Here is a 20,642-nt window from a genome sequence, read left to right on the forward strand (position 1 = left end):
TAATGTGAGTAAGCTAAAACATTTACAGACGTTCAATATTTATCGCAAAACCTATCGGTTTTGTTTAAGGGTATCGTGTCTCAATACTTAGCAAAGTTTTTTTGGGTTTTTTTAGCGGTTTTTTCGGTGAATTTGCTCGCCCAAGAGGCGCTAACGTTAATTACCGAAGACGGACCGCCGCATATGATACAAGTTAATGATGGCGGAATTGATATCGACATTACCAAGCAAGTATTGCAAAGCTTAGGATATCAAACTGATATTATCTATGCGCCGTTAAAGCGAGCTAAAGTGCAAGTAACGATGGGCGAAGCCGATTTAACGGTACCAACCTTTTTAAGCCAAGACAGCGATAGTTTTTATATTAGCAAGCCGATTATTGATTACCGACCTATGGTGTTTTCTGCTAAAGCATTTAATTTTAGCACCATCACTGATATCAAAGATTTAAGGGTTCGCTCATTTCAAGGAGCGACCGGCTACTTTGGTGATGCTTTTGTCGCTATGACCAAACACAATCAATACTTAGAAATTCCGAATATGGAAACGCTGGTGATGATGTTGGTCACTGAGCGTGTTGATGTGATCATCCTTGATTATTATATCTTTTATTTTTACTTAAAAAATTTGTCGATTGATAGACCTAAAAAGGTCATTCATGAGCATGAATTAATCCCTCCGGTGAAAGCCGCGGTAGGATTTCATGACGCTAAGTTGCGTGATAAATTTGATCAAGCCTACCAAGTTTTTGAGCAACAAGGGAAGGTCAAAAAAATAGTGCAGCACTATATTGGTGATAACTGACAACTTATAACTGGCCAGATTATTCTGTGTCGGTATATATCGACGGGGTACTTAAGTTTCTTTAAACTCGTTAAAACTTATACAGTACTAAGGAACCCTCTTACTATGATCAGCCCCTCTACACTGCTTGTCGTTAACGATTTAACTGAGTCCAAAAGGTTTTATACTCAAGTTTTGGGTTTTAAGGTAGAAGAGGCATATCCAGAGCGAGTTCGACTCAGCTATGGTGGCCATCACGTATTTATGTTTCAAGGTACAGCCGGTGCAGTTGACTATGACCATGGTGTCAACGCTAATGAAACGCTAATTTTACCGGTTAGTGATCTAGACGCGAAAATTCGGCAGCTAAAAGCTTTAGGTGTTTGCTTTATACATCAAGTACCAAGTGAAAACCCATGGGGAAGATATGCCGCATTTAAAGATCCATCCGGTATTGTTTTGGAAATTATGCAGTTCAATTCACAGATAACGAATGGTCATTATCCACTGTAAATAGCTTGCATTGTCTGTTTTTAGTGCTCAGACGTCAGCTTTTCGACCATAGTCATCAGACGTTGTTTTGTAGCCGATTCACTATAGTACTCGTTTGCATATTTTTGGCAGCGACTTTCGATGTGATGACAATATTGGCTATCATCGAAGAGTTTCACTATTTCATTTATCCACGATTGTATATCACTCTCTGTTAGCCAGTTTTTGCTTAAAGGTGTCAAGGTTGAAGGTATTGGCAATACGATGGCTGCATTTCCGGCAATTTCGGGTAAAGCTCCGCGATCAGAAACAATAGTGGCAATACCATTTAACATCGCTTCCATAGCTACTCTACCGGCGGACTCCTCGACCACCGACGGCATCAAAACCACCTTCGCATGTTGATAGATATCCTTCGGCGTCATAGCTTCTGAGGTCATAAATATATTGTTTGCTTGTGCTAAATTGATACCCGCCAAATTTAATGCGGCAATTAGTGCCTCACTATCGGCTCTTCCTTCGACAATGAGTAACGGAATATCTGGCCGTTTTGTTATCAAGAACTTAATCAAGGTTACCATTACGATTAACCCTTTTGCGGGCTCGGGATTTACATAGGTTAGAAACAAGCGTTCTTGTTTTTCTGCGATGATATCTGAATGCATTAAGGGTGGATAAATCACCGATGTTGGCTCTTGATAATGTTGATGATATTTAGCGAGAAATTTGCTTGGGACGATAAAGTAGTCAACATAATTAAGAGAAATGTCACTATATGAGCTATTGTGTAAGGTAAAGATGACTTTGGCCCCAACCTCTTGAGCGTCTTTTCTTAATGCGCGCTCGATGAAAGCGTTGCCAAATGTCAAAACAAGTTGCGGTCTTTCCGCCTTTAATATTTGCTTTGCTGTACGTTGGTAATGTGCTTCGATTTTCTCCGGTTCGCGCTTAGAAACTTTAATAAAACGATAAAGTCGTTTATTTTCGTCCAATAAAATTTCATCTGGTTTCACAACAGCGTTCTTTAATGAGGTTAAATAGTTTTCGTGTGCAGAGCTAGTCGTGTAGTGCTCGCTAGCCGTCGTTGATAGGCCAATAACTTGCCAACCTAATTCGACAAATAGTTGTGCAAAATGATCTGTTGATTTTGCAGCACCACTGGCCGGATCCAAAATGGATTGTTGGATAAAAATAAAGAGCTTTTTCTTGCGGTTTGTCATTAAAAAGCAACGCCTATCAAGTGATAAATCTCAGGCGACAACTTATACTGCCTGAGCGTTATTGGCAAAAGAGATTATTGCCGCTATTTTGTGACTTTTCGACGAGAGAATGCTAACCCAGATAATCCTGCAAGTAATAACGCCATTGAGCCAGTTTCAGATACTGCGATTGGTTCTGCCGTTGGTACTTGGTTAATACCAACATCAATAGAGTGATCTGGAATATTCACACTGAAAAAGTCGGCATCTGTCACCGCATTTTCACCGCTATAGTTACTCCAACTTGCGGTTAGTGCTACACTCCAAAAATATTCACCGTCACTGTCTACGGCGTTCGAAAAGGATTGGCCTGTTAACCAGTTTCCAGAACCAGAAACTGTGCCAGTGTGTGCATTTCCGTCAGAACTAAAGCTTGAAGTGTCCGCCGAAGTGCCTAACGTTTGCTCCCACAAATCGGCTGTTGATGACCAAGGTGCAATATATGATACAACTTGCCAGTCAACAGCGGCACCATTTGTCTCAAGTTCAAATTCAAAGTCAAAATTTAGTTGATCACCAGCGTTTAGATCATGAGTAAATCGGCCTGTCCATAAGAATGCCAAACCTTGAATACCATCTCCCCAACCATTAACATCTTCACCTGTCATCGACGCGTCACCATAAAGCTTTAAGCCTTTACCCAGTGAATCGCTATAGATGTTGCCAGAACCTTGCCCTCGAGTCTGTGGGTCAAAATTATCGCTTGTGGGGAGTTGGTTAAAAACTCCGGTAAATTGGCCAGAAACATTCCAAAATCCAGTATAACTTGACTCTAAAATCAGTTCAGAGTTATCGATAATATTGGCTGAGGCGTTGTTTGACGCTAATACCGCGATAGAGGCGACTGCTGCTAAAGCCCCTTTATTCTTTAGTAAGACATTTGCCTTTTCTGTAAAAGTTGACATGAGTATTCTCCATAGTAAGTTCGCGGATAATCTACTATATTTTTGTAAATAAAGTGTTAATTGTGGCGGTTAAGTTGTTAATGGCAGAATAGAAAAATGAAACAGAATATGTACAAACAATAATAGCCTTTAATAAAGCGCAGGTAAGTTATTGAATGTTATTATTTTAATTAGAAATTGCACATTATATTTGTGAACGGGGTGGAGCTGAATTTTTGCGATGCAGTTTAGTTAGTTGTTTCGCAATGTTCGAAAAAGCGCTTACTAGCTTGATTATTCAGTTTAGACGGGTTGACGAAAACACTGAACACCAAGTCCAGTATTTTCGTGGTTTACAGACGCTATACTTCTATTTTCGATTACGACGCAAACTAAGCCCTAGTAACCCTAAACCAAATACAGCCATAGTAGAAGGCTCAGGAATTGCTGAGGCAAACCTTGCTTCAAAAGTACCTGGGTTTGAACTATCGGCAAAAGATAGCACCCCACCTGACGTATTAACGGGCGAATTGTCCCATTGAAATAAGCCTGGAGTTGCCGCCACAGGTGCTAATGCAGAAGCCATATCAAAGTCACCCACATTAAAGCCGCTGTATAGATCTAGTCCGGATTCGCTAGCACGGGATAAGCCTAATAAGCCATTATTTTTGAAGGTACGAGTTCCGGTGATAAAGTTAAACTCACCGATGTTCTCTAAGGTAATGGTAGTTTGTTGTGCATCAATGAACACACAAGGTCCACCACAAGAAAGCAGGTCGTTGGTGTCAGAGTACTCAGTAATAGTAAACGCCGTATTGGAGAAGTTTATACCGCCAATAGAACCTGAGCCTGTACCGGTATAGACAAATTCAATAAGCGTTGCATGAGCAAAATTGCTAAGGCCAAGCATAAAAATTGCTGTAATGGTATTAAACATCTTAAGTTTCATTCGAATTCCTTTTTTATTAGGTGGCGCGAGAATAGATATCTCAATTTAATTTACATATTTTTTACAAATGCAAATCTTGTGCCATTGAAATATATGTATTTTTATCAGTGATTTACTGATTGGTTTTTTATTGGTGTGTTTTATGTGTAAATATTTATAACGATTAAATTATAACCAAAGCTTGGCTTGTAAGCCGAATTATCAATTGACATCTCTACATGTGTAGATATTATATCTACACATGTAGAGGAGGGGTTATGTCATTGTCGGATTTTGAACTTGAAGTTATGCAATTGTTTTGGCAAGTAGATGAGGCAACAGCACCGGAAATTCATAAACGTATAGAAGCAAAGCGAGATGTAAAATATACGACGGTAAAAACTATTATCGATCGGTTAGAAAGAAAAGCAGCGCTCAAACGATACCGAGTTGAAGGACGCACAATTTTCTACCAAGCAGCCTTGAAAAAACAACAGGTTAAAGCGCCATTGATCCGCAATTTCATTAATAAAGTCTTTTTAGGTAAATCAACTCCTTTAGCTGCACATATATTGGAAGAAGAGCAACTCAGTATCGAAGATATTGAATACTTAGAGGCCATATTAAAAGCGCGAAAAAAGGAGTTAAAGTAGATGCTCAGTTACTTGATTGTAAACATTGCTAGCTCAGCTCTCGTATTGTCATATATTCGTTGTGATCGAGGTACAGTGAATGCTAACTATTGGCTATCGAACCTTGCCATATGTTGTTGGCTGCTGCCCATAAATACAATTGCGAGATTACTTACTGATATAAGCTTGAGTAAACCTGTCATAATAGCCTATTCAAGTGTCAGTAAGTTAATAGCTTCGTCACCTATAAAGCCAACACGATTTAACTTTTCAGAAATTGCTTTGCAGGTACTTATAATGCTGTTTTTGATAGGAGTGTTGATCGCAAGTATTCGATTGTTAAAGTTTCACTATTGGCGCAAGCAGCTAACTCGTTCTTCGAAAACTACTTACCATTTACTGCTCAGTAAAAGGTATAACCATCCCATTTACACAAGCCCTAACATCGAAGGCGCCATTACGTTAGGCATAATCAACCCTATTATTGTCATGTCAGAAAAGGTAGCAACAGATCCCGAAGTTGAACTCGTTATTCTGCATGAAAAACAGCATATTCAAAACAGCGATAATGGCAAACTATTATTTCTATTGTTGATGGAAAGCATTTTTTGGTGGAACCCTTTAGTTCGTAGTTTAGTTAAGCTCAATCGATTTTTAATTGAAGTAAAGTGCGATCAAAAAGTCAGTGCCGTTTATCCTAATTATGTTGAGGGGTTGTCTCAGTTAATGCTGCGTCACCAGCGAGATAAAACCATGGCATTGTCAAGTAATGTATTGACATCAAAGAACACTAATATTCATAGAATAAAACTACTTAAGGAAAATAGAACAATGAATTTATTTAATAAAGCGATCTTGATCAGCACTTTCTTGTCAGTGGCTACGATGATGTCTTCAGTAACCTTGGCAACGGCTCATCGAGGTAACTTTATAGAGGCGACTGATGTTGATACTAAGCTTGGTGCGTTAATTAATTTAGATATAAATCTACGTTTATCCCACCAGCAAAAAGGGGATGAATATACCGAAAACACTCTCAGTAGCAAACTGACACTTTGGTCAAAATTTGATGAACCATTCTCTTATCAAATGGAAGGTTATCAAGTGAATTTGGTGGTAAAAGATCTTGGTGATCAGGCAAAAATATTTTTCGATATCATTGAAAATGAAAATAACCAGCAAAAAGTAGTGTCGTCGCCTCAACTTACCATGAAATATGGAGAGCAAGGTAAAATAGAAATTGATAATCCTGATGTAAGTGATACTGGGTATGCGTTTTCATTTTCTGTTGCTAAGGCAAAGGATCCCAGTAGCGATAGTTAATAGATTACGATTATTTGAGAGAATTTGCACATAGAGTTTGTTGATTCTTCTGCAGCCGACTCTGGTGCGTGTTGGTCTTTTGTGGTTATACGTGGTTCGAGTTAATAATAATGTTATTACTGTAAGTTTGGTGCCTAAGTTAAGTTGCGATGTTTTCTTGGCGTTGTGATTTATGTAGTAAACCGCTAAAGTTATTGTATAAAAACGATAGAGACAAAGGGAATTATGAATTGGGAGCAGTTTAACTTTAAGAGTCGCTTCTTTCTTCAACGGCTTAAACAGGGGGCTACATTACAGCAAGCTGAGCAAGCATATAAAAGCTCAGGGCTAGAGCATTTATATCAAGACAACTCTTCAGCGACTATTCAACAGCAGTTGTTTGATCAACTTTTTCAACTTTCTAACCCCGCTGATGTCATCAAAGCTTTAGCTTTTTTCAAGGAAATAAGCCTTTCTGGTGCAATACAAGGTGCTCTCCTATTTGGGCGTGTGCTAAAAAAGCTTGATGCTATTGTGGTACTCAGCATCATGTTTGGTTTTTTTATCTCCTTTTTTAACTTCTATATTTATCCAGCGTTTTTAAGCCTTACATCTGAATACCCAAATATTGTCGGACAATTATTTTACCAGCTACCGCTGCTATGGGGGGTTGGTATATCGTTAACCGTCGTTGTATTGGTGATTTCATTTTTAATTAAGCGTTTTTTAAAGCGCATTGATCGTTTTATTATTAGTTTGCCTAACATGGCGATGAGCTGGTTTGTACCTAAAAGCATTAAAGTTGAACTTTTCAATTTAAACCAATTGCTTGGGTATGCGTTATCGAAAGCTAACCTCAATAGTGACCTTCAAAATGAGTTGGGACTTATTGCTCAAAACGGCATGGATGTTAATCATGAGCTAAATAACTTATTTAATTTGAAGTTTCAGAAATTAATAATGATGATTCAATCCTATACTCGACATCTGCTTAGGTTGCTTTATGTCATCATAGTGACAGCGATTGCTTTCTTTGTGATGCAAATCTACGATCCTATTTTTAAACTTGGAATGATAGTCTGATGAATAAATTGAAAGGGTTTACGTTAATAGAACTGATGATAGTTGTATCTATTATTGGCATTTTGGCCGCTATCGCCTTACCGCAATACCATATCTACACGATAAAAGCACATGTTGCTGAAGCCTACACTTATGCAGGTAATCTACGTCAACCGATCACGGAGTATTATGGCGAGCATTTAAGTTTTCCTGTTGATAATGCAGCCGCAGGGTTACCCGCTCCAGATAAGTTGATTTCAAATAAAATTACCAGCGTGACAGTAGTAAATGGCGCTTTTCATATTGAGTTGGGTAATAACGTTCCACAGCCGTTGCAAGGAAAAACACTAACGTTTAGGCCAGCTGTTGTTGTTGGTAGTCCAATGAGCCCAATTTCCTGGTTATGTGGATTGGCTGAGCCTGTTAATGGTATGCAAGCAATTGGTGAAAACAAGACGGATTTGTCAGTTGAAATGTTGTCTGGTGATTGTGCGTGATCAATAAAAGCGTTGATAGCGCAATCAGTTGAAAGAATGCGCTATCGCCATTAACAATGATTAAATGCGATAAACATAGCTTGTTTCTAAAAGGTTGTATTTAGCTAAATAGCGCTTGATGCTATTAAACGACGTAGTTTCTATCGTTTTGTCATGGTCAGCTAACGTCATACCGTTACTAAATGCGCCACCAAGTACCAGCTTTAATCGGTTAACTTTAACGGGTTGAGCGTCAAAGTAAGCCTTAGTATTTCGCTTTAGGCGTAGCATATCTGTGGTCTCATATATCGCTGCATTTATAATGTTTAAGGTATGCTCAGTACAGTTTTGATATTTATTGTTGTAAGGATTAGCGATGAGCGAATACTTAGGGTTATGAACTTGTTTATTCTTACCCGTGACAAATGCATCGATGATTTTGTCCTGTAAGTCTGGGGTAGGAATAATAATACCCGCTTTAAGTTCATGGGCTCCCCAAAAGAAATCGACAGGATAGTCGGTAATTAATGCACTTTTACCTGAATCTTTGGCATCTTGATATAAATTATGTATTGCATAGCCTTTGGCGATACTTCCGTCAGCTAGTGTAATATCGGAGTAGATTGCAATTGCAGTGTGAGTAAACTCGATGCCTTTGGGCAGACTCGACTTGGGTTGACCAAGACGAGCAATAATGAATGCTCTCGCCCCTTGTTTGGCGGCGTAGCGTTCTACATCTTTTGCAAAGTTGGCAATTTGCTCAGCTTTAAACTTTGGTTTGCTGTTTTGATTACTACCTGCAATAGCTTGGTTGGTTATTAATAGGTTGGTTAATAATAATATCCAGGTTAATGTGATTAACTTTTTCATGATCATGTCCTTATAAATAAATTTTGCTAACAACTACTGGTTATCTGTCATTACTTGCTGCGGTGAGCGGTCAGCAGTAATGGTCACCTCAGTGATTTCTAACGCTATGGTTTTACGTACTTTAGCTTGTCGTTTTTGATGGTGGTGATGGTGTTCTGATACGATATGCTCGCTGGCGTGTGATACTGTATCTATTACAGCAGCACTTGCCGCTCCAGCACTTAATGCCACACTACCAGCAACGATCACTGGCGCAGCAACGACTGCGCTGGCTACTTGGCCGCTTGCGCCAATCCCGTGAGATGCTGCAAGGGTTGAATGTTTGCTTGCTTTCTCTGAATGTCTTGTTGAGGGTTCAGCATGAGATACCATTGAGGTAAATAACACCGTTATGCAGGTTAAATAAGTTAGCTTTTTCATACGTCATTCCCTAGTTTTTATCGTTGATTCGTTATCTACATTAGTGATTGGTATTTTTCTTGTAAACCATGTTGCTTGATGTATTGGTTTTAAACACGTAAAGTATCGAAATGTTATACTTTCGGTGTTTTGAGTGAGAGATGAGCCAAATCAAACAGGTGACCAGCACGTTAAAGCAATTACTTAAACAACAAAAAATTACCTATAAAATGCTGGCTGAAGCATTGTCGATGAGTGAAGCAAATATTAAACGGGTATTTTCAACGCGAAGCTTTTCATTAGAGCGCTTAGAGCAGGTTTGTCAGGTGATTAATATTTCACTGTCTGATCTCTTTGCTTTGTCAGACAAACAACAGCAGCAAATTACCGAATTAACTTTAGAGCAAGAGCAGGAATTGGTGGAAAATCCAAAACTCTTATTGGTTGCTGTCTGTGTCAGAGATTATTGGCGTTTTGAAGAGATTATCGAACAATATGATATTGATTTTCATGAAGGCATTCGTCTTATGGCCAAGCTCGATAAAATAAAATTAATTCAATTATTGCCCAATAATAATTATAAACTGCTCATTGATCAGGATTTTCGTTGGATCAAGAATGGTCCTTTTGAGCGGTTCATGGAAAAAGAAGTGATTAATCAGTTCTTAGCCAGTAAATTTGATGATGATGATAGCTTTCGCTTTTATCTGCGAGGACGCTATTCAAAAACATCGATTACTATCATTCAGCGAAAACTGAATCAATTAACCAAGGAAGCTGCGGAACTCAATATTGAAGATAGTGCGTTACCTTTAGCACAACGAAAACATATGGGATTATTAGTGGCAATCCGACCTTGGGAGCCGACCATGTTTGAACAATTTCGCCGGCAACCTCAGTAATAATCATAGGGAATATTATGCGTATTTTTTTAGTCATCTCATCAGTTCTGACAATCTTTTCCAGTGGCCTTACCATAGCGAAGTCTATTGATTGCGTAAGCATAAATACGGATATTGAGCACATAAAAACGCTCAAAGATTCGGGACAATATCGACGTATTGCTAATGACATGCCAGCGCCTGAATTTCGTTACCAAGAAGGGCAAAGCTATCAAAAGTACTTGGATTTCGCTGCCAAACTGATAGCGGTACAAAATCCAAAGGCGCAAATAAAATGTCCAATAGAAACCGGGGTAACAAAGCTACAAGGGAAAAGCAAAGCAACCATGACGGTTGCTGATGTGGTGGCTCCTTTTGAACTAACAAACAATAATCATTCAAAGGGGATTCTGTTAATTCATGGCCTGACAGATTCACCTTATCTATTCCATGATTTGGCAACTTTTTACCATCAGCAGGGTTTTAACGTGCGAACGCTCTTGTTACCCGGTCATGGAACAGCACCACAAGCGTTGATTGATGTTGATTTTACACAGTGGCAACAAGCCAGTGCCTATGCCATTGAAAAAACAATTGCCGATTTTGAGCAAGTCTATTTGGGCGGTTTCTCAACAGGTGGCGCTTTGATACTCGATTATTTGCTGACTCAGCCATCCGTGGAAAAAAATATTAAAGGGGTGATGTTATGGGCGCCAGCAAGTCAGGCAAAATCCAAGTTTGCCTGGGCTGCGAAGTTTGTTGATTGGCTACCTTTTGTTGACTATGCAAGTAAGGGGGCAGATATCGATTTTGCCAAATATGAATCTTTTCCGTTAAATGCAGGCGCTCAAGTTCATGCATTGATGAATCAACTAGGAAAAAAAATCGCCAAGGCGCAGCATATCCCAGACATCCCGTTGTTAACCATTACGAGTGAAGTTGATAATACCATTGATACCCAAGCGACATTAGCTTTGCTAAATACATGGCACACTAATGCTAATAGAAATACTGCTGCACTAGATACTCTTTTTTATTTTGGTGATCCTAAATCAGCTCATGCGTTACCAACGACATTTACCAAAATATTTGCCCAATGCCAGCAGCGAAGTTACTGCGACAGTATTATTAATGTCGCACACACCTCAGTAACTAATGCGCCAACTAATCCACATTATGGCTGGCAAGGAAATTATCGAAATTGTGAAGCAATTGCCATTGCATCCGACTATCAACAATGTAAATTAACCGAGCAACCAGTGTTAGGTGAAACTATTACCAGTAATATGGAAAAGACACCTTATTTGCAGCGTTTAACATTTAATCCAAGTTATCAGCAAATGTTGTCAATTATGAGTGATTTTATCGTTAAAACTAATGGTGGTATTAAATAGCTATACTTTTGGTCGCTTATTTAGCGTCTTTTACTTAAAAGGTTTACAAATTTTGTCGTTGATTTGATACTCATCTTCGTCACTACTACACGGTTGTAGTTTATTTTAAGGAGAAAAGAAGATGAGTACTAAACCAACTAAAGCATTTGTATTTACCTCAATTGCCATGTTAATCGCTGGTGTCGCTGCATTTTGTATTGGTTTGCTGAATGCGGAAATGCAACTGAATGAAAAGGGCTATTATTTTGCAATTTTAATTTTTGGTTTATTTTCATTTGTGTCGTTACAAAAAACCATTCGCGATAAACTTGAAGGGCAAAATATTTCGAAGCCTTATAGTATTATGTGTTGGGTTTCATCAGCTATCGCTATAGCCTTATTAACCATTGGCCTAATTAACGCTGACCTTTTACTCAGTGAAAAAGGGTTTTACGCAATGGCCTATTTATTGAGTGGATTTGCAGCGATAACGGTGCAAAAAAATGTTCGGGATAATGCACAGATTAATTAAGTTGATAGCCCTGATACTAAAAAGTGACCTTAAGGTCGCTTTTTAGTATTGATGAAAATAGATTTAGCAAACGCGATAAGGTTACAACAAGGGTAAATCAAACATTTTACGAACATAAGGCGTAACGCCAGCAAAGAAGAATTCCACCCCGATTAACATGACGACTAAGCCCATTAAACGCATCATGACTTTTGCACCACTATCACCTAGGAAGTTGAGGATTTTTTTACCTGCTAGCAAAATAGCCCCGGTAAGCAAGAGCACGATAGCAATACTACTAATTAAAATTGATTTAGCCTCAACCGTTGTTGCATCCTCCATAAATAAGATCGCCATCGTAATGGCACCAGGACCGCATATCATTGGGATCGCTAATGGAGTGATTGCTATCTCACTGGCAAATGAGTGATTAGTTTCATTATCATAGCGTTGCGTTAATGTTCGACCTCCTAACATATCAGAGCCCATCTTAAAAAAGATAAAGCCACCAACCACTTTGAGACCATCGATTGAAATACTAAAAAATTTAAAGACCCATTGGCCGGCAAAGGCGAGTAAGGTCAACATTATAAAAGCGGCAACACATGCTTTGATGACAACGCTGCGACATTCCGATGATGAAAACCCATGAGTTAACGCAATATAAACAGGTATCGCTCCTAATGGATTGATCATGGTAAAAAACGAAGTGAAGTATAACAGTGCTAATTCTTGCATCTTGTCCTACAAAACTGAAATGCGGTTACTTGGCTCTATTATATTTCACATTTAACTTGGAATTCGATAATAATTGCACATTAATTTAAAAATTTTGTATTTTGTTCAATTTAGTCAGAGGTTGGTACTGCTATTTACGTTTGATAAAGATGGCGGCAATTGTTCCGATGCCACAAAAGAAGAAACCACATCCCAAGATCGCCGTCACAATAGCTGAGCCATAAACAGAAAAAAAGTCATTGATAATTGCGTTTGAAGGATGATTTTTGTCATAGATAATAGAAACAAGTTCCCCAACACGATAAGAAGCAGGATTACTACTCACTTTAGAAGTAAAGCGAATAACCTGGCCACTTGAATCAGAAAATTCGACAATCGGTGCGTAGGTTGTCGACCCCCCAGAATACTTATCATAAATGTCGACGACATAGCCTGTTGTTAATGCGCTTGAATTAATAAATTTTTTTGTGTCTGAATAAGTGTTATAGCTGATAGTTAAAAAAATGATACCCACGAGAGTAAACATAACCATCATCATTGCCCATTGATCATGTTGAGAGGACTTTTTCTTACTCATTATATTTCCTTATAAAAGTAGCGATCGAAATTAGATGGGTTATAAACCTATTAACAAAACTCCGTATGTATGGCTAGCATAATCATGGAAATGAGCATAGGCAAGTTTATTGATAGGAAACGGAAGCGCCTGCCGTTATTAGCGTTAGGCGCTACTTCTGTCAGATTCGTTAATGACGAACCGAAGCTTACAACTTCATGTGCAGAATAGGAAAGGGTTTTCCTAAATCATCTAAAGGCGAACGTGCATAAACGTTGAACCCCATATGCAAATAGAATTCTTTTGCGTGTGGGTTTTGCTCATTGACGTCCACTTTATTGGCGTTAAGATGCTCAATTGCGTATTGCAAAAGCAGCTTACCAATACCTTGACCGCGCATTTCGTTAAGAATAAAGAGCATTTCAATTTTTTGCTCATGAACACCCAAAAAACCGATAATAGCTCCACGATTATTCTTTACACACTTTAGCGTTACCACTGGAAATGCTTGTTCAATAATGATCGGTTTGAAAAACTCGATATCTTCTTCTGTAATAAAGTCGTGAGTTGCTCGGACTGAGTTTTCCCAAACATTAAGCAGCTCTGCATAATCTTTAGGAAGCACATTTTCTACCATCATAATAATTACTCGTTGTTGACTGATATGGATGTGCAGCCGCGAAACACTAGAATAGCAAACTTTAGGACTAGGCAATAACCGTTATTTGTTTCTAGTTGTGAATTATTATTAATGCTTAACTATTACAAGTTTCATCCGAAATTACTGGGTTACTAGCAGCTTCATCGAGTGGTTTCGGTATTGCGATAAACCATGAATGTAGATCTTTAACAATATTATATTGGCATTTAGAATCGACTAATTTGCCTCTAATAACTTTATTTTGATTATTATCAGATATGACAAATGTTTGATTATTAATTTTGCTTGTTCGATATTGACCTTGAATATCTTTTTTAATGATATGTAAGGAAGTTTCATATAACTCCAGTAAAATAGCTTGAATTTCCGCTGTATCTTTTGCTTCTACGGCACTTATCAAACGATTATTTGGCTTTGCATAAACTTTCACCAAGTTTCTATATCGTATCTTTTTTGGTTTGCCGGGCGTAGGTATCCATACGACATTGTTTAAGATGATTTGCGACATATCTTTTGTGCTAAAGAAGATAGGCTTGGTTACGACAGTAATGCTATTTTCTTTTTCAACAAGTGCCTGATCAAATGTAGTTAGAGCCGATTCAAGCGAGACATCCGTTGTTAATTGTCTAAGCGCTTTTATTTCATCGTTTGCGTCCGATTGTAATTGAGATAATCTATCATCTCTTTGGCTTTGAACAATAGAAGAGTGAATACCTACCTGAGCTATAAGACCTATTAACCCAGCGTCTCCAGCATAGAGCATGGTTGGTGTTGTTACAGAGTCATCACTTGAGTAGTAACCTCTTAAATCAACTTTAGGGCTGCCAGCCACCACAAAATTCAGATTTTCTATATCTATGTCATCGTAATGAATAGTGTTGATATGTGTCGTGTAATCGTCGCGATAAGGGGTGCTTCCGCACCCCATTAGCAAAGTTGCTATGATAATTATTAACCAAGCTTTCATTTAGATTGCCGCTTTTATTGCACTTTTTAAGTTTTCTATTGCTTGGTAATAAGAGGTCGTTACGCTAGGGAAGCTAGGTGGCTCATCCCACTCGCCTTTTGGCTGTACCGATTCATTGATTGGCATGTAGTGCATATAAGCGTTGCTGTCGAGATCTACAGAGTATAACAGTCCAGATACATATCCTTTTGGGTCACCTGTTGGAATATAGCCATTAAAAGACCGGGAAGCTCCATGACTTGCAATGTCTACAACGACTAATACATCCACACCTAACGTCTGTTTTAAGCTACGAAAGTCTTTTTTTGCAAAACCCAGCTCGCCTTTAAAGTCACCCAGATCTTTAAGAGGGATAGGTAGTGAAACGTACTTCACCTCTGTAGATTTGTCTTTATATTCATTTAAAACAAGTTCTTTAATGGTGACTAGCTCTCCATTGCCAACTTCACTTTTTAAATGCTTGTCAAGTGAGCTCGTCAATGCAGAAGCGACACCGTAGCAAAGCAAACAACTTGCACCATAGATATGCGTAGTGGCTGTTTGTTTCGGAGGGCTATAAAGCACACCAATTTTAGGTTGCTTGCCATCGAACATATTAGTTTTTAATGATACTGGGGGCTGAGGTGTGCTGCCACAACCAATTATTGTGATACTGATTACTAGTGCGAACAGGGATTGAATATATCCTTTTTGCATTGTTATATATTCCTAATATTTTTAAAGGAGCTGAAAATTAAACAATTGTTAAAAATATGTCAAATTATTTATTTTTTGTTACATGTTAATGAATATTTATTTTTGCATTATTGTTAACAGTAACTTGTTAAAAGAATAGTATGTTATTTGTTTTTAAGTTTTTAATACTTAGTAGTGATCGGTGTAAAACGAGGGGCCAGTTATTTTGAGCCTTTTGATCATGATGATGCACTCAATAAAATGGTCGTTAATGATGAAGAGCAGTTAGCGCAATTGCTTATTCACAAGCGTATTGATACCTTTATTGGCTCTGCGATCATATTTGATCATGTGATTAAGCAAATTGATTCTTCGGTAAAGCTCGTTCGAGCTAACTACCAACCAGGGCCAGGTAATTTTTCTTATTTGACCGTTTCTAAAAAGTCTCCGTTAAGTGCAAACAAAGCACTCATTGAGCAAGCGCTAAAAAAACTGTTAGAGAATGGTGTTTATCAGCAAACTTTGGAACATTACCTAACATCTGAGTAATCTCTCGTTGGCTAACACCTTGCCATAATTGGTCATAATTGATCGCCACATTGCCATTTTTTTGTCTCTGGCTTGGCGTTTTCATTTGCTGAAATAGTTATTATCTTAAGCAAGGTGGAGTGTGACCAGTGACCAGGGCTAAAAAAAGAGACTATTTTACCGACTATCGAGAGAGTTACTTTTATCAACAACAACGACGTAAAAAAAGGGCAATTCGTTTTAAAGCGTTATTGATGCTATTAGTGCTGGCGCTATTTAGCGGTGTGCTTGCCTATGCCAGTGAATCAATCAAGCAAAACAACTTAATACATGGCCCGCAACTGGTATTTGATCATCCAAACCCTAACATGCGTAGTGCTTTGCCTGTCGATATTCAAGCCAGTATAGAGATCAATGGCTTGGTTGCTTATACCGAAATTAAGCAAGTCTTTCTAAATCCTTACGATATTACCATGGAAGGTAAATATCAGTTTCCTTTACCTGAGGACGGTGCCGTTCATTATTTAAAAGTCATGATTGGCGAACGCGTAATCGTTGGCAAAGTCATGGAAAAAGAGGCAGCAAAAAAAGCCTACCTAAATGCAAAGCATGCAGGTCGCAAGGCTAGTTTAGTTGAACAGCAACGGGCTAATTTGTTCACCAATAAAATCGCCAATATTCCACCTAAATCAACCATTGAGGTGGTTATCCGCTTTATCAACGCGGTTGATTTTCAGGACGGAAATTTTCGCTATGCTTTACCATTGGCAATGACCACTCGTTACCAGCCGTTTGATCAAACATCTTCACCAGCTTATCTTAATAGTGAAATACTCTCCCCTCTGAGTTCATCGTTAGCGGATAGCATCGCTATGGTTAATGTCAATCTTAACAGTGGCGTGCCTATTGAAAATATCGCGAGCTCCTCTCATGCCATCATTGTTGAATCCAGCGACAAAACTCAGGGTGCTTTTAACGTTAGCTTGGCAAAGCATCAGGTCAAAGCAGATAAAACGTTTATCATTGAATGGCGACTTTCAGCTTCCGAACTTCCTTTGGTAAGCCAGTTTAGTGAACAAGTCGGAGAGGACTATTTTACATTATTTACTTTTTTCCCGCCGAACACTAAACCAGAACATCTGTTTGCGCGTGATATTACTTTTATTATTGACACCTCAGGCTCTATGCAAGGGCGCTCAATCATTCAAGCTAAGGCCAGTCTTGAACAAGCTTTATCACTACTTACGCCGCAAGACAGTTTTAACATTATTGCCTTTAATAGCGATTTTGAGCAATTGTTTGCGCAGAATCAACTCGTTACTAATCGGTCGTTAACTGTAGCTCATCGATTTATTGAAGGACTTCGCGCGGATGGCGGTACTGAAATGTATCGACCGCTGCAGCGCGCGTTAACTATGCCCCAAAAGCAAGCACTCACTCAGCAAAACTTACGACAAATAATTTTCATTACCGATGGTGCGGTATCAAATGAGTTCCAATTGGCAAAACTTATCGAAACCACCATTGGTAATAGCAGGTTATTTACCGTTGGTATTGGACAAGCTCCTAATGGTTACTTTATGAGGAAAGCCGCGCAATTTGGTCGAGGGGACTTTGTCTATATTCAACATCTTGATGAAGTGAATCGTCGAATGACGCAGTTGATGAAAAAAATCAGCCAGCCAGTATTAACCGATATCAACATTTATTTGGACAATATGATTGATCATAATGTTGAGATTTATCCTAAACGCATTCCAGATCTTTATGCGCAACGACCACTGCAAGTCGCGATAAAATCAAGTTTACCAATTAACTCTGTAGAGGTTGTTGGCGATATGTCCAATAACCATTGGTCTCAACACCTGCTTACCCAAACAGATAAAACCGCTAGTGGGATCTCAAGCTTGTGGGCGCGAAAGAAAATCAGTGACCTACTTGATGGCCTTATCACAGGTGAAGCACCAGCGAAAGTAAAGTCAGCGGTGCTTGAAACTTCACTTCGCCATCAAGTGTTATCACCGTATACGAGCTTTATCGCGATAGAGCAGGATGAATGGCAATCAAACCAAATTGCGAAGAATAACCTGGCTCTGCGTCGCGATAGTCGTTCAATAACTATCCCACAAACAGCGCTAGGCTGGCAGCGTCAGCTAATTTATTCACTGATATTCTTGCTATTGGTGCTTGCGTGGCGTTGGAAGGCTAAATCGCAATATGCGTTTTAACAGTCGATTTATAGCCTTGTTGGTGGCAATTGGTTTAGTTGCTCAATCATTGTGGATACCAGCGAAGGCATTGCTTGCAGAGCAACTTATTAGAAAAAGTTGGCAGCATTTTAAACAAACAGGTCAAGTGAAGCCACCTTGGCCTTGGGCAGATACACAAGCGTTAGTGCAAATGACATTTCATCGCCTTGATCGTGAGCTCATTGTACTAAATGGTGGCGACCCTACCACTTTAGCGTTTTCTGTTGGTGCAGTAGCGCCATTTAATCAAATGACCTCAAGTCAACCGTTTGTCGTCGCTGGACATAACGATAGTCATTTTAGTTTCCTTTCTGAGGTGAAAATGAAAGATATCATAACCTTAGCTGACGCTAATGGCCGCAGTCAGCTTTATCAAGTCGAAGCCATTGAGATTATTGATGTAAGCCAGCAGAGCCTAGTCCATGAAGAGCTGGAGTTAGGATTGGTATTAATTACCTGTTATCCATTTAACTCGACAGCAACTGGTGGTAACGAGCGTTATATCATCAAAGCGAAACGTCTCGGTGATCAGGAACAGGTTTAACCCATGTGGTCATGATTATCGATTTTATAAATGTAACCTGTCGCTGTTGCTAAGCGACAGGCTATTAAGAGGCGTTATATACTGTCAGAAATGCTTAGAGCGTGTTGCGCTTTACTGCAAATGTACATCAAAAATCAGCACGCTCAAGTGTCAATGCAGGGTTTGCATTTTGTACATATGAAAGTGCGGCTTGCAAAGCCTCGTACCTGAAAGAAAAGGTATTACCTTGAGGCACCATATCCAATAACTCAAATTTTTCCAGTTGCTGACGAGTTTGTTGATTTGGGCACAATAAAAATACTTCGCAATCTGCGTCAATGGCGTCTTTTATTGCATTTTCTAAGGCCAGTCCAACGGTGACATCAATCATAGGTACATCAGTTAGGTCCAATATCATCGCTTGATAGTCACCAACACTACTGTGCTGACGTGAAATCGCTTTTGAAACACTAAAAATCATCGGGCCAGATAGATAGAAAAACAGCACCTGACCATTAGCTTGGTCAAGTAAACTGCGCTCACTATCGGTTAATGGTACGGTATTTTGATCCGCGTCACTAATGGCCTTCACTTGCCTTGCTTGCGCTCTACTCAATTGCTCAATAATAATGATATTAGAGATAAAAACACCTAGGCCGACAGCGATGATCAAATCAACAAAGACGGTGAGCAACATAACGCCATACATGACCGCCATACCTTGCATACTAACTTTGTGAGCGCGTTGAATAAAACTCCAGTCGAGGATATTAAAACCAACGTATACGGCGATGCCTGCTAATACCGCCATTGGGATCGGCTCGGTCAGCCCCCCGGCAACTAATACGACTAACGCTAAAACTGATGCTCTGATAACACCTGCTAGCGGCGAGCGTGCACCTACTTGAATATTGGTTACTGTGCCCATGGTGGCACCAGCACCTGGTAATGCACCGAATAAGCCAGAAATCATATTTGCTAAACCCTGACCTCGTAACTCTTTGTCTGAGTCATGCTCTTTACGAGTTAATGAATCACCGATAACAGCAGTCAATAAGGTATCAATACACCCAAGTGTACCAAGTACTAAAGCATCTACCACCATGGTCATAAACATTTCAGGCGTAAACGTTGGCCAAACGATTGAAGGTAAACCAACCGGTATTTCTCCAATTCGTCGGATACTGTCTGTATCGAATATAATCACTGAAATAATCGTTACGGCCACTAATGCAATGAGCTGAGCTGGCACATACCTGCGATATTTTTGTGGGAGTAAGAATAAAATGGCTAGGGTTATCGCCCCTAAAAACAACTCTCCAAATTGGATGTTGGTTAAAATATTAGGTAATGCGGAAAGGGTACCAATGACGCCCCCTGCAGGAGCGGCATGTCCTAGAAGCGGTGATAATTGTAAAATTATCAGTATTACGCCAATACCTGACATAAAGCCTGAAATGACACTGTAGGGCATCAAAGTGACATATTTACCTAGCTTTAGGGTGCCGAGTAATATTTGGAAAGCACCAGCCATCATTACGACGGTAAATGACATCGCTAACCCTGATTCAGGGTATTTGGCCATCATTGATGTTAAAATAGCGGTCATAATAACCGTCATTGGGCCGGTTGGTTCAGAGATCAGCGTAGAAGAACCACCAAAAAGTGCTGCGAATAAACCAACGAGAATGGCACCCCAAAGGCCAGCTTCTGCACCAGCTCCTGAGGCTACGCCAAAAGCCAAGGCTAATGGTAATGAAATAACCGCGGTGGTTACACCACCAAATATATCACCTTTGAGATTTATATCGTTAAAACGATCACCCAGCACAGTTCAGCATCCCTAAAATTATTCAAATTGGTTAATTTTATCAAAAAGAACAATTATTGAGT

At 39.2% G+C, this 20,642-nt stretch carries 23 protein-coding genes; 12 read left to right on the plus strand and 11 right to left on the minus strand.

Annotated features, from left to right (window positions below; all coding sequences use genetic code 11):
• The first annotated feature begins 75 nt into the window (after positions 1-75).
• The gene (locus ACSLUH_RS04155; RefSeq protein ID WP_448564902.1) at positions 76-804 is read left to right on the plus strand and encodes a substrate-binding periplasmic protein; all 729 of its coding nucleotides are present in this window, start codon (positions 76-78) and stop codon (positions 802-804) included.
• A gap of 105 nt (positions 805-909) precedes the next feature.
• A complete protein-coding gene (locus ACSLUH_RS04160) occupies positions 910-1,296 on the plus strand; it encodes a VOC family protein (protein WP_448564904.1) in 387 nt (128 codons plus the stop codon).
• Between the two features lie 20 nt (positions 1,297-1,316).
• On the opposite strand, the gene ACSLUH_RS04165 is transcribed toward ACSLUH_RS04160, so the two are convergent.
• The 3 genes from ACSLUH_RS04165 to ACSLUH_RS04175 form a co-directional block, all read right to left on the minus strand.
• On the minus strand, positions 1,317-2,495 hold the full coding sequence (locus ACSLUH_RS04165) for a glycosyltransferase (protein WP_448564906.1): 1,179 nt from the start codon (positions 2,493-2,495) through the stop codon (positions 1,317-1,319).
• Positions 2,496-2,578: 83 nt separating this feature from the next.
• Positions 2,579-3,439: a hypothetical protein gene (locus tag ACSLUH_RS04170; protein ID WP_448564908.1), complete on the minus strand. Its 861-nt coding sequence runs from the start codon at positions 3,437-3,439 to the stop codon at positions 2,579-2,581.
• 349 nt (positions 3,440-3,788) lie between these two features.
• Entirely contained in the window at positions 3,789-4,367 is a 579-nt protein-coding gene (locus tag ACSLUH_RS04175) for a PEP-CTERM sorting domain-containing protein (protein WP_448564910.1), read from the minus strand.
• A gap of 257 nt (positions 4,368-4,624) precedes the next feature.
• Here ACSLUH_RS04175 and ACSLUH_RS04180 point away from each other — a divergent pair, with 257 nt between their 5' ends.
• From ACSLUH_RS04180 to ACSLUH_RS04195, 4 genes are all read left to right on the plus strand, one after another.
• On the plus strand, positions 4,625-4,999 hold the full coding sequence (locus ACSLUH_RS04180) for a BlaI/MecI/CopY family transcriptional regulator (RefSeq protein WP_448564912.1): 375 nt from the start codon (positions 4,625-4,627) through the stop codon (positions 4,997-4,999).
• Entirely contained in the window at positions 5,000-6,301 is a 1,302-nt protein-coding gene (locus ACSLUH_RS04185) for a M56 family metallopeptidase (RefSeq protein WP_448564914.1), read from the plus strand.
• A 225-nt stretch (positions 6,302-6,526) separates the two neighbouring features.
• A complete protein-coding gene (locus ACSLUH_RS04190; RefSeq protein WP_448564916.1) occupies positions 6,527-7,363 on the plus strand; it encodes a hypothetical protein in 837 nt (278 codons plus the stop codon).
• On the plus strand, positions 7,363-7,839 hold the full coding sequence (locus ACSLUH_RS04195) for a pilin (protein WP_448564918.1): 477 nt from the start codon (positions 7,363-7,365) through the stop codon (positions 7,837-7,839). Before ACSLUH_RS04190 ends, ACSLUH_RS04195 begins: the two co-directional genes overlap by 1 nt.
• A gap of 60 nt (positions 7,840-7,899) precedes the next feature.
• Here ACSLUH_RS04195 and ACSLUH_RS04200 read toward each other — a convergent pair whose 3' ends face one another.
• Together ACSLUH_RS04200 and ACSLUH_RS04205 are read right to left on the minus strand one after the other, a co-directional pair.
• Complete coding sequence (locus ACSLUH_RS04200) at positions 7,900-8,688, minus strand: DUF2145 domain-containing protein (protein WP_448564920.1); 789 nt, start codon at positions 8,686-8,688, stop codon at positions 7,900-7,902.
• Between the two features lie 33 nt (positions 8,689-8,721).
• Positions 8,722-9,108 (minus strand): hypothetical protein, encoded by a 387-nt coding sequence (locus ACSLUH_RS04205; RefSeq protein ID WP_448564922.1) that lies wholly within the window; start codon positions 9,106-9,108, stop codon positions 8,722-8,724.
• A 140-nt stretch (positions 9,109-9,248) separates the two neighbouring features.
• On the opposite strand from ACSLUH_RS04205, the gene ACSLUH_RS04210 reads away from it, so the two are divergent.
• From ACSLUH_RS04210 to yiaA, 3 genes are all read left to right on the plus strand, one after another.
• The gene (locus ACSLUH_RS04210) at positions 9,249-9,989 is read left to right on the plus strand and encodes a helix-turn-helix domain-containing protein (protein WP_448564924.1); all 741 of its coding nucleotides are present in this window, start codon (positions 9,249-9,251) and stop codon (positions 9,987-9,989) included.
• 17 nt (positions 9,990-10,006) lie between these two features.
• Positions 10,007-11,362: an alpha/beta hydrolase gene (locus tag ACSLUH_RS04215; protein ID WP_448564926.1), complete on the plus strand. Its 1,356-nt coding sequence runs from the start codon at positions 10,007-10,009 to the stop codon at positions 11,360-11,362.
• Between the two features lie 121 nt (positions 11,363-11,483).
• Positions 11,484-11,873: an inner membrane protein YiaA gene (gene yiaA, locus ACSLUH_RS04220; protein WP_448564928.1), complete on the plus strand. Its 390-nt coding sequence runs from the start codon at positions 11,484-11,486 to the stop codon at positions 11,871-11,873.
• Positions 11,874-11,954: 81 nt separating this feature from the next.
• On the opposite strand, the gene ACSLUH_RS04225 is transcribed toward yiaA, so the two are convergent.
• From ACSLUH_RS04225 to ACSLUH_RS04245, 5 genes are all read right to left on the minus strand, one after another.
• Positions 11,955-12,590 carry a MarC family protein gene (locus tag ACSLUH_RS04225; protein WP_448564930.1) on the minus strand — a complete coding sequence of 212 codons (636 nt, stop codon included), beginning with the start codon at positions 12,588-12,590 and terminating at the stop codon, positions 11,955-11,957.
• Positions 12,591-12,720: 130 nt separating this feature from the next.
• The gene (locus tag ACSLUH_RS04230) at positions 12,721-13,167 is read right to left on the minus strand and encodes a DUF3592 domain-containing protein (protein ID WP_448564932.1); all 447 of its coding nucleotides are present in this window, start codon (positions 13,165-13,167) and stop codon (positions 12,721-12,723) included.
• Between the two features lie 187 nt (positions 13,168-13,354).
• Positions 13,355-13,786, minus strand: coding sequence for a GNAT family N-acetyltransferase (locus ACSLUH_RS04235; protein ID WP_448564934.1), 432 nt, complete (start codon positions 13,784-13,786; stop codon positions 13,355-13,357).
• A gap of 115 nt (positions 13,787-13,901) precedes the next feature.
• Entirely contained in the window at positions 13,902-14,774 is an 873-nt protein-coding gene (locus ACSLUH_RS04240) for a hypothetical protein (protein ID WP_448564936.1), read from the minus strand.
• Entirely contained in the window at positions 14,775-15,470 is a 696-nt protein-coding gene (locus ACSLUH_RS04245) for a hypothetical protein (protein WP_448564937.1), read from the minus strand.
• Between the two features lie 174 nt (positions 15,471-15,644).
• Between ACSLUH_RS04245 and ACSLUH_RS04250 the strand changes: the two genes are divergently transcribed.
• The 3 genes from ACSLUH_RS04250 to ACSLUH_RS04260 all read left to right on the plus strand — a co-directional run bounded on the left by ACSLUH_RS04250 (position 15,645) and on the right by ACSLUH_RS04260 (position 18,770).
• Positions 15,645-15,998, plus strand: coding sequence for a transporter substrate-binding domain-containing protein (locus ACSLUH_RS04250; RefSeq protein WP_448564939.1), 354 nt, complete (start codon positions 15,645-15,647; stop codon positions 15,996-15,998).
• Positions 15,999-16,126: 128 nt separating this feature from the next.
• A complete protein-coding gene (locus tag ACSLUH_RS04255; RefSeq protein WP_448564941.1) occupies positions 16,127-18,205 on the plus strand; it encodes a marine proteobacterial sortase target protein in 2,079 nt (692 codons plus the stop codon).
• Positions 18,195-18,770, plus strand: a complete 576-nt coding sequence (locus tag ACSLUH_RS04260; protein ID WP_448564943.1) for a class GN sortase — start codon at positions 18,195-18,197, stop codon at positions 18,768-18,770. Before ACSLUH_RS04255 ends, ACSLUH_RS04260 begins: the two co-directional genes overlap by 11 nt.
• A 127-nt stretch (positions 18,771-18,897) precedes the next feature.
• Here the strand turns inward: ACSLUH_RS04260 and ACSLUH_RS04265 are convergent, their stop codons facing one another.
• Positions 18,898-20,580 carry a SulP family inorganic anion transporter gene (locus ACSLUH_RS04265; RefSeq protein ID WP_448564945.1) on the minus strand — a complete coding sequence of 561 codons (1,683 nt, stop codon included), beginning with the start codon at positions 20,578-20,580 and terminating at the stop codon, positions 18,898-18,900.
• Between the last annotated feature and the right edge of the window lie 62 nt (positions 20,581-20,642).

It is taken from the genome of Thalassotalea ganghwensis, assembly GCF_053485795.1.

What these genes read in the sequence shown, in the direction of transcription:
- ACSLUH_RS04180 (WP_448564912.1), top strand. Translation starts at nt 4,625, where the DNA reads ATGTCATTGTCGGATTTTGAACTTGAAGTTATGCAATTGTTTTGGCAA.
- ACSLUH_RS04210 (WP_448564924.1), top strand. Translation starts at nt 9,249, where the DNA reads ATGAGCCAAATCAAACAGGTGACCAGCACGTTAAAGCAATTACTTAAA.
- ACSLUH_RS04235 (WP_448564934.1), bottom strand. Translation starts at nt 13,786, where the DNA reads ATGATGGTAGAAAATGTGCTTCCTAAAGATTATGCAGAGCTGCTTAAT.
- ACSLUH_RS04165 (WP_448564906.1), bottom strand. Translation starts at nt 2,495, where the DNA reads ATGACAAACCGCAAGAAAAAGCTCTTTATTTTTATCCAACAATCCATT.
- ACSLUH_RS04175 (WP_448564910.1), bottom strand. Translation starts at nt 4,367, where the DNA reads ATGAAACTTAAGATGTTTAATACCATTACAGCAATTTTTATGCTTGGC.
- ACSLUH_RS04245 (WP_448564937.1), bottom strand. Translation starts at nt 15,470, where the DNA reads ATGCAAAAAGGATATATTCAATCCCTGTTCGCACTAGTAATCAGTATC.
- ACSLUH_RS04260 (WP_448564943.1), top strand. Translation starts at nt 18,195, where the DNA reads ATGCGTTTTAACAGTCGATTTATAGCCTTGTTGGTGGCAATTGGTTTA.
- ACSLUH_RS04200 (WP_448564920.1), bottom strand. Translation starts at nt 8,688, where the DNA reads ATGAAAAAGTTAATCACATTAACCTGGATATTATTATTAACCAACCTA.
- ACSLUH_RS04215 (WP_448564926.1), top strand. Translation starts at nt 10,007, where the DNA reads ATGCGTATTTTTTTAGTCATCTCATCAGTTCTGACAATCTTTTCCAGT.
- ACSLUH_RS04230 (WP_448564932.1), bottom strand. Translation starts at nt 13,167, where the DNA reads ATGAGTAAGAAAAAGTCCTCTCAACATGATCAATGGGCAATGATGATG.
- ACSLUH_RS04195 (WP_448564918.1), top strand. Translation starts at nt 7,363, where the DNA reads ATGAATAAATTGAAAGGGTTTACGTTAATAGAACTGATGATAGTTGTA.
- ACSLUH_RS04170 (WP_448564908.1), bottom strand. Translation starts at nt 3,439, where the DNA reads ATGTCAACTTTTACAGAAAAGGCAAATGTCTTACTAAAGAATAAAGGG.
- ACSLUH_RS04225 (WP_448564930.1), bottom strand. Translation starts at nt 12,590, where the DNA reads ATGCAAGAATTAGCACTGTTATACTTCACTTCGTTTTTTACCATGATC.
- ACSLUH_RS04240 (WP_448564936.1), bottom strand. Translation starts at nt 14,774, where the DNA reads ATGAAAGCTTGGTTAATAATTATCATAGCAACTTTGCTAATGGGGTGC.
- ACSLUH_RS04160 (WP_448564904.1), top strand. Translation starts at nt 910, where the DNA reads ATGATCAGCCCCTCTACACTGCTTGTCGTTAACGATTTAACTGAGTCC.
- ACSLUH_RS04185 (WP_448564914.1), top strand. Translation starts at nt 5,000, where the DNA reads ATGCTCAGTTACTTGATTGTAAACATTGCTAGCTCAGCTCTCGTATTG.
- yiaA (WP_448564928.1), top strand. Translation starts at nt 11,484, where the DNA reads ATGAGTACTAAACCAACTAAAGCATTTGTATTTACCTCAATTGCCATG.
- ACSLUH_RS04190 (WP_448564916.1), top strand. Translation starts at nt 6,527, where the DNA reads ATGAATTGGGAGCAGTTTAACTTTAAGAGTCGCTTCTTTCTTCAACGG.
- ACSLUH_RS04205 (WP_448564922.1), bottom strand. Translation starts at nt 9,108, where the DNA reads ATGAAAAAGCTAACTTATTTAACCTGCATAACGGTGTTATTTACCTCA.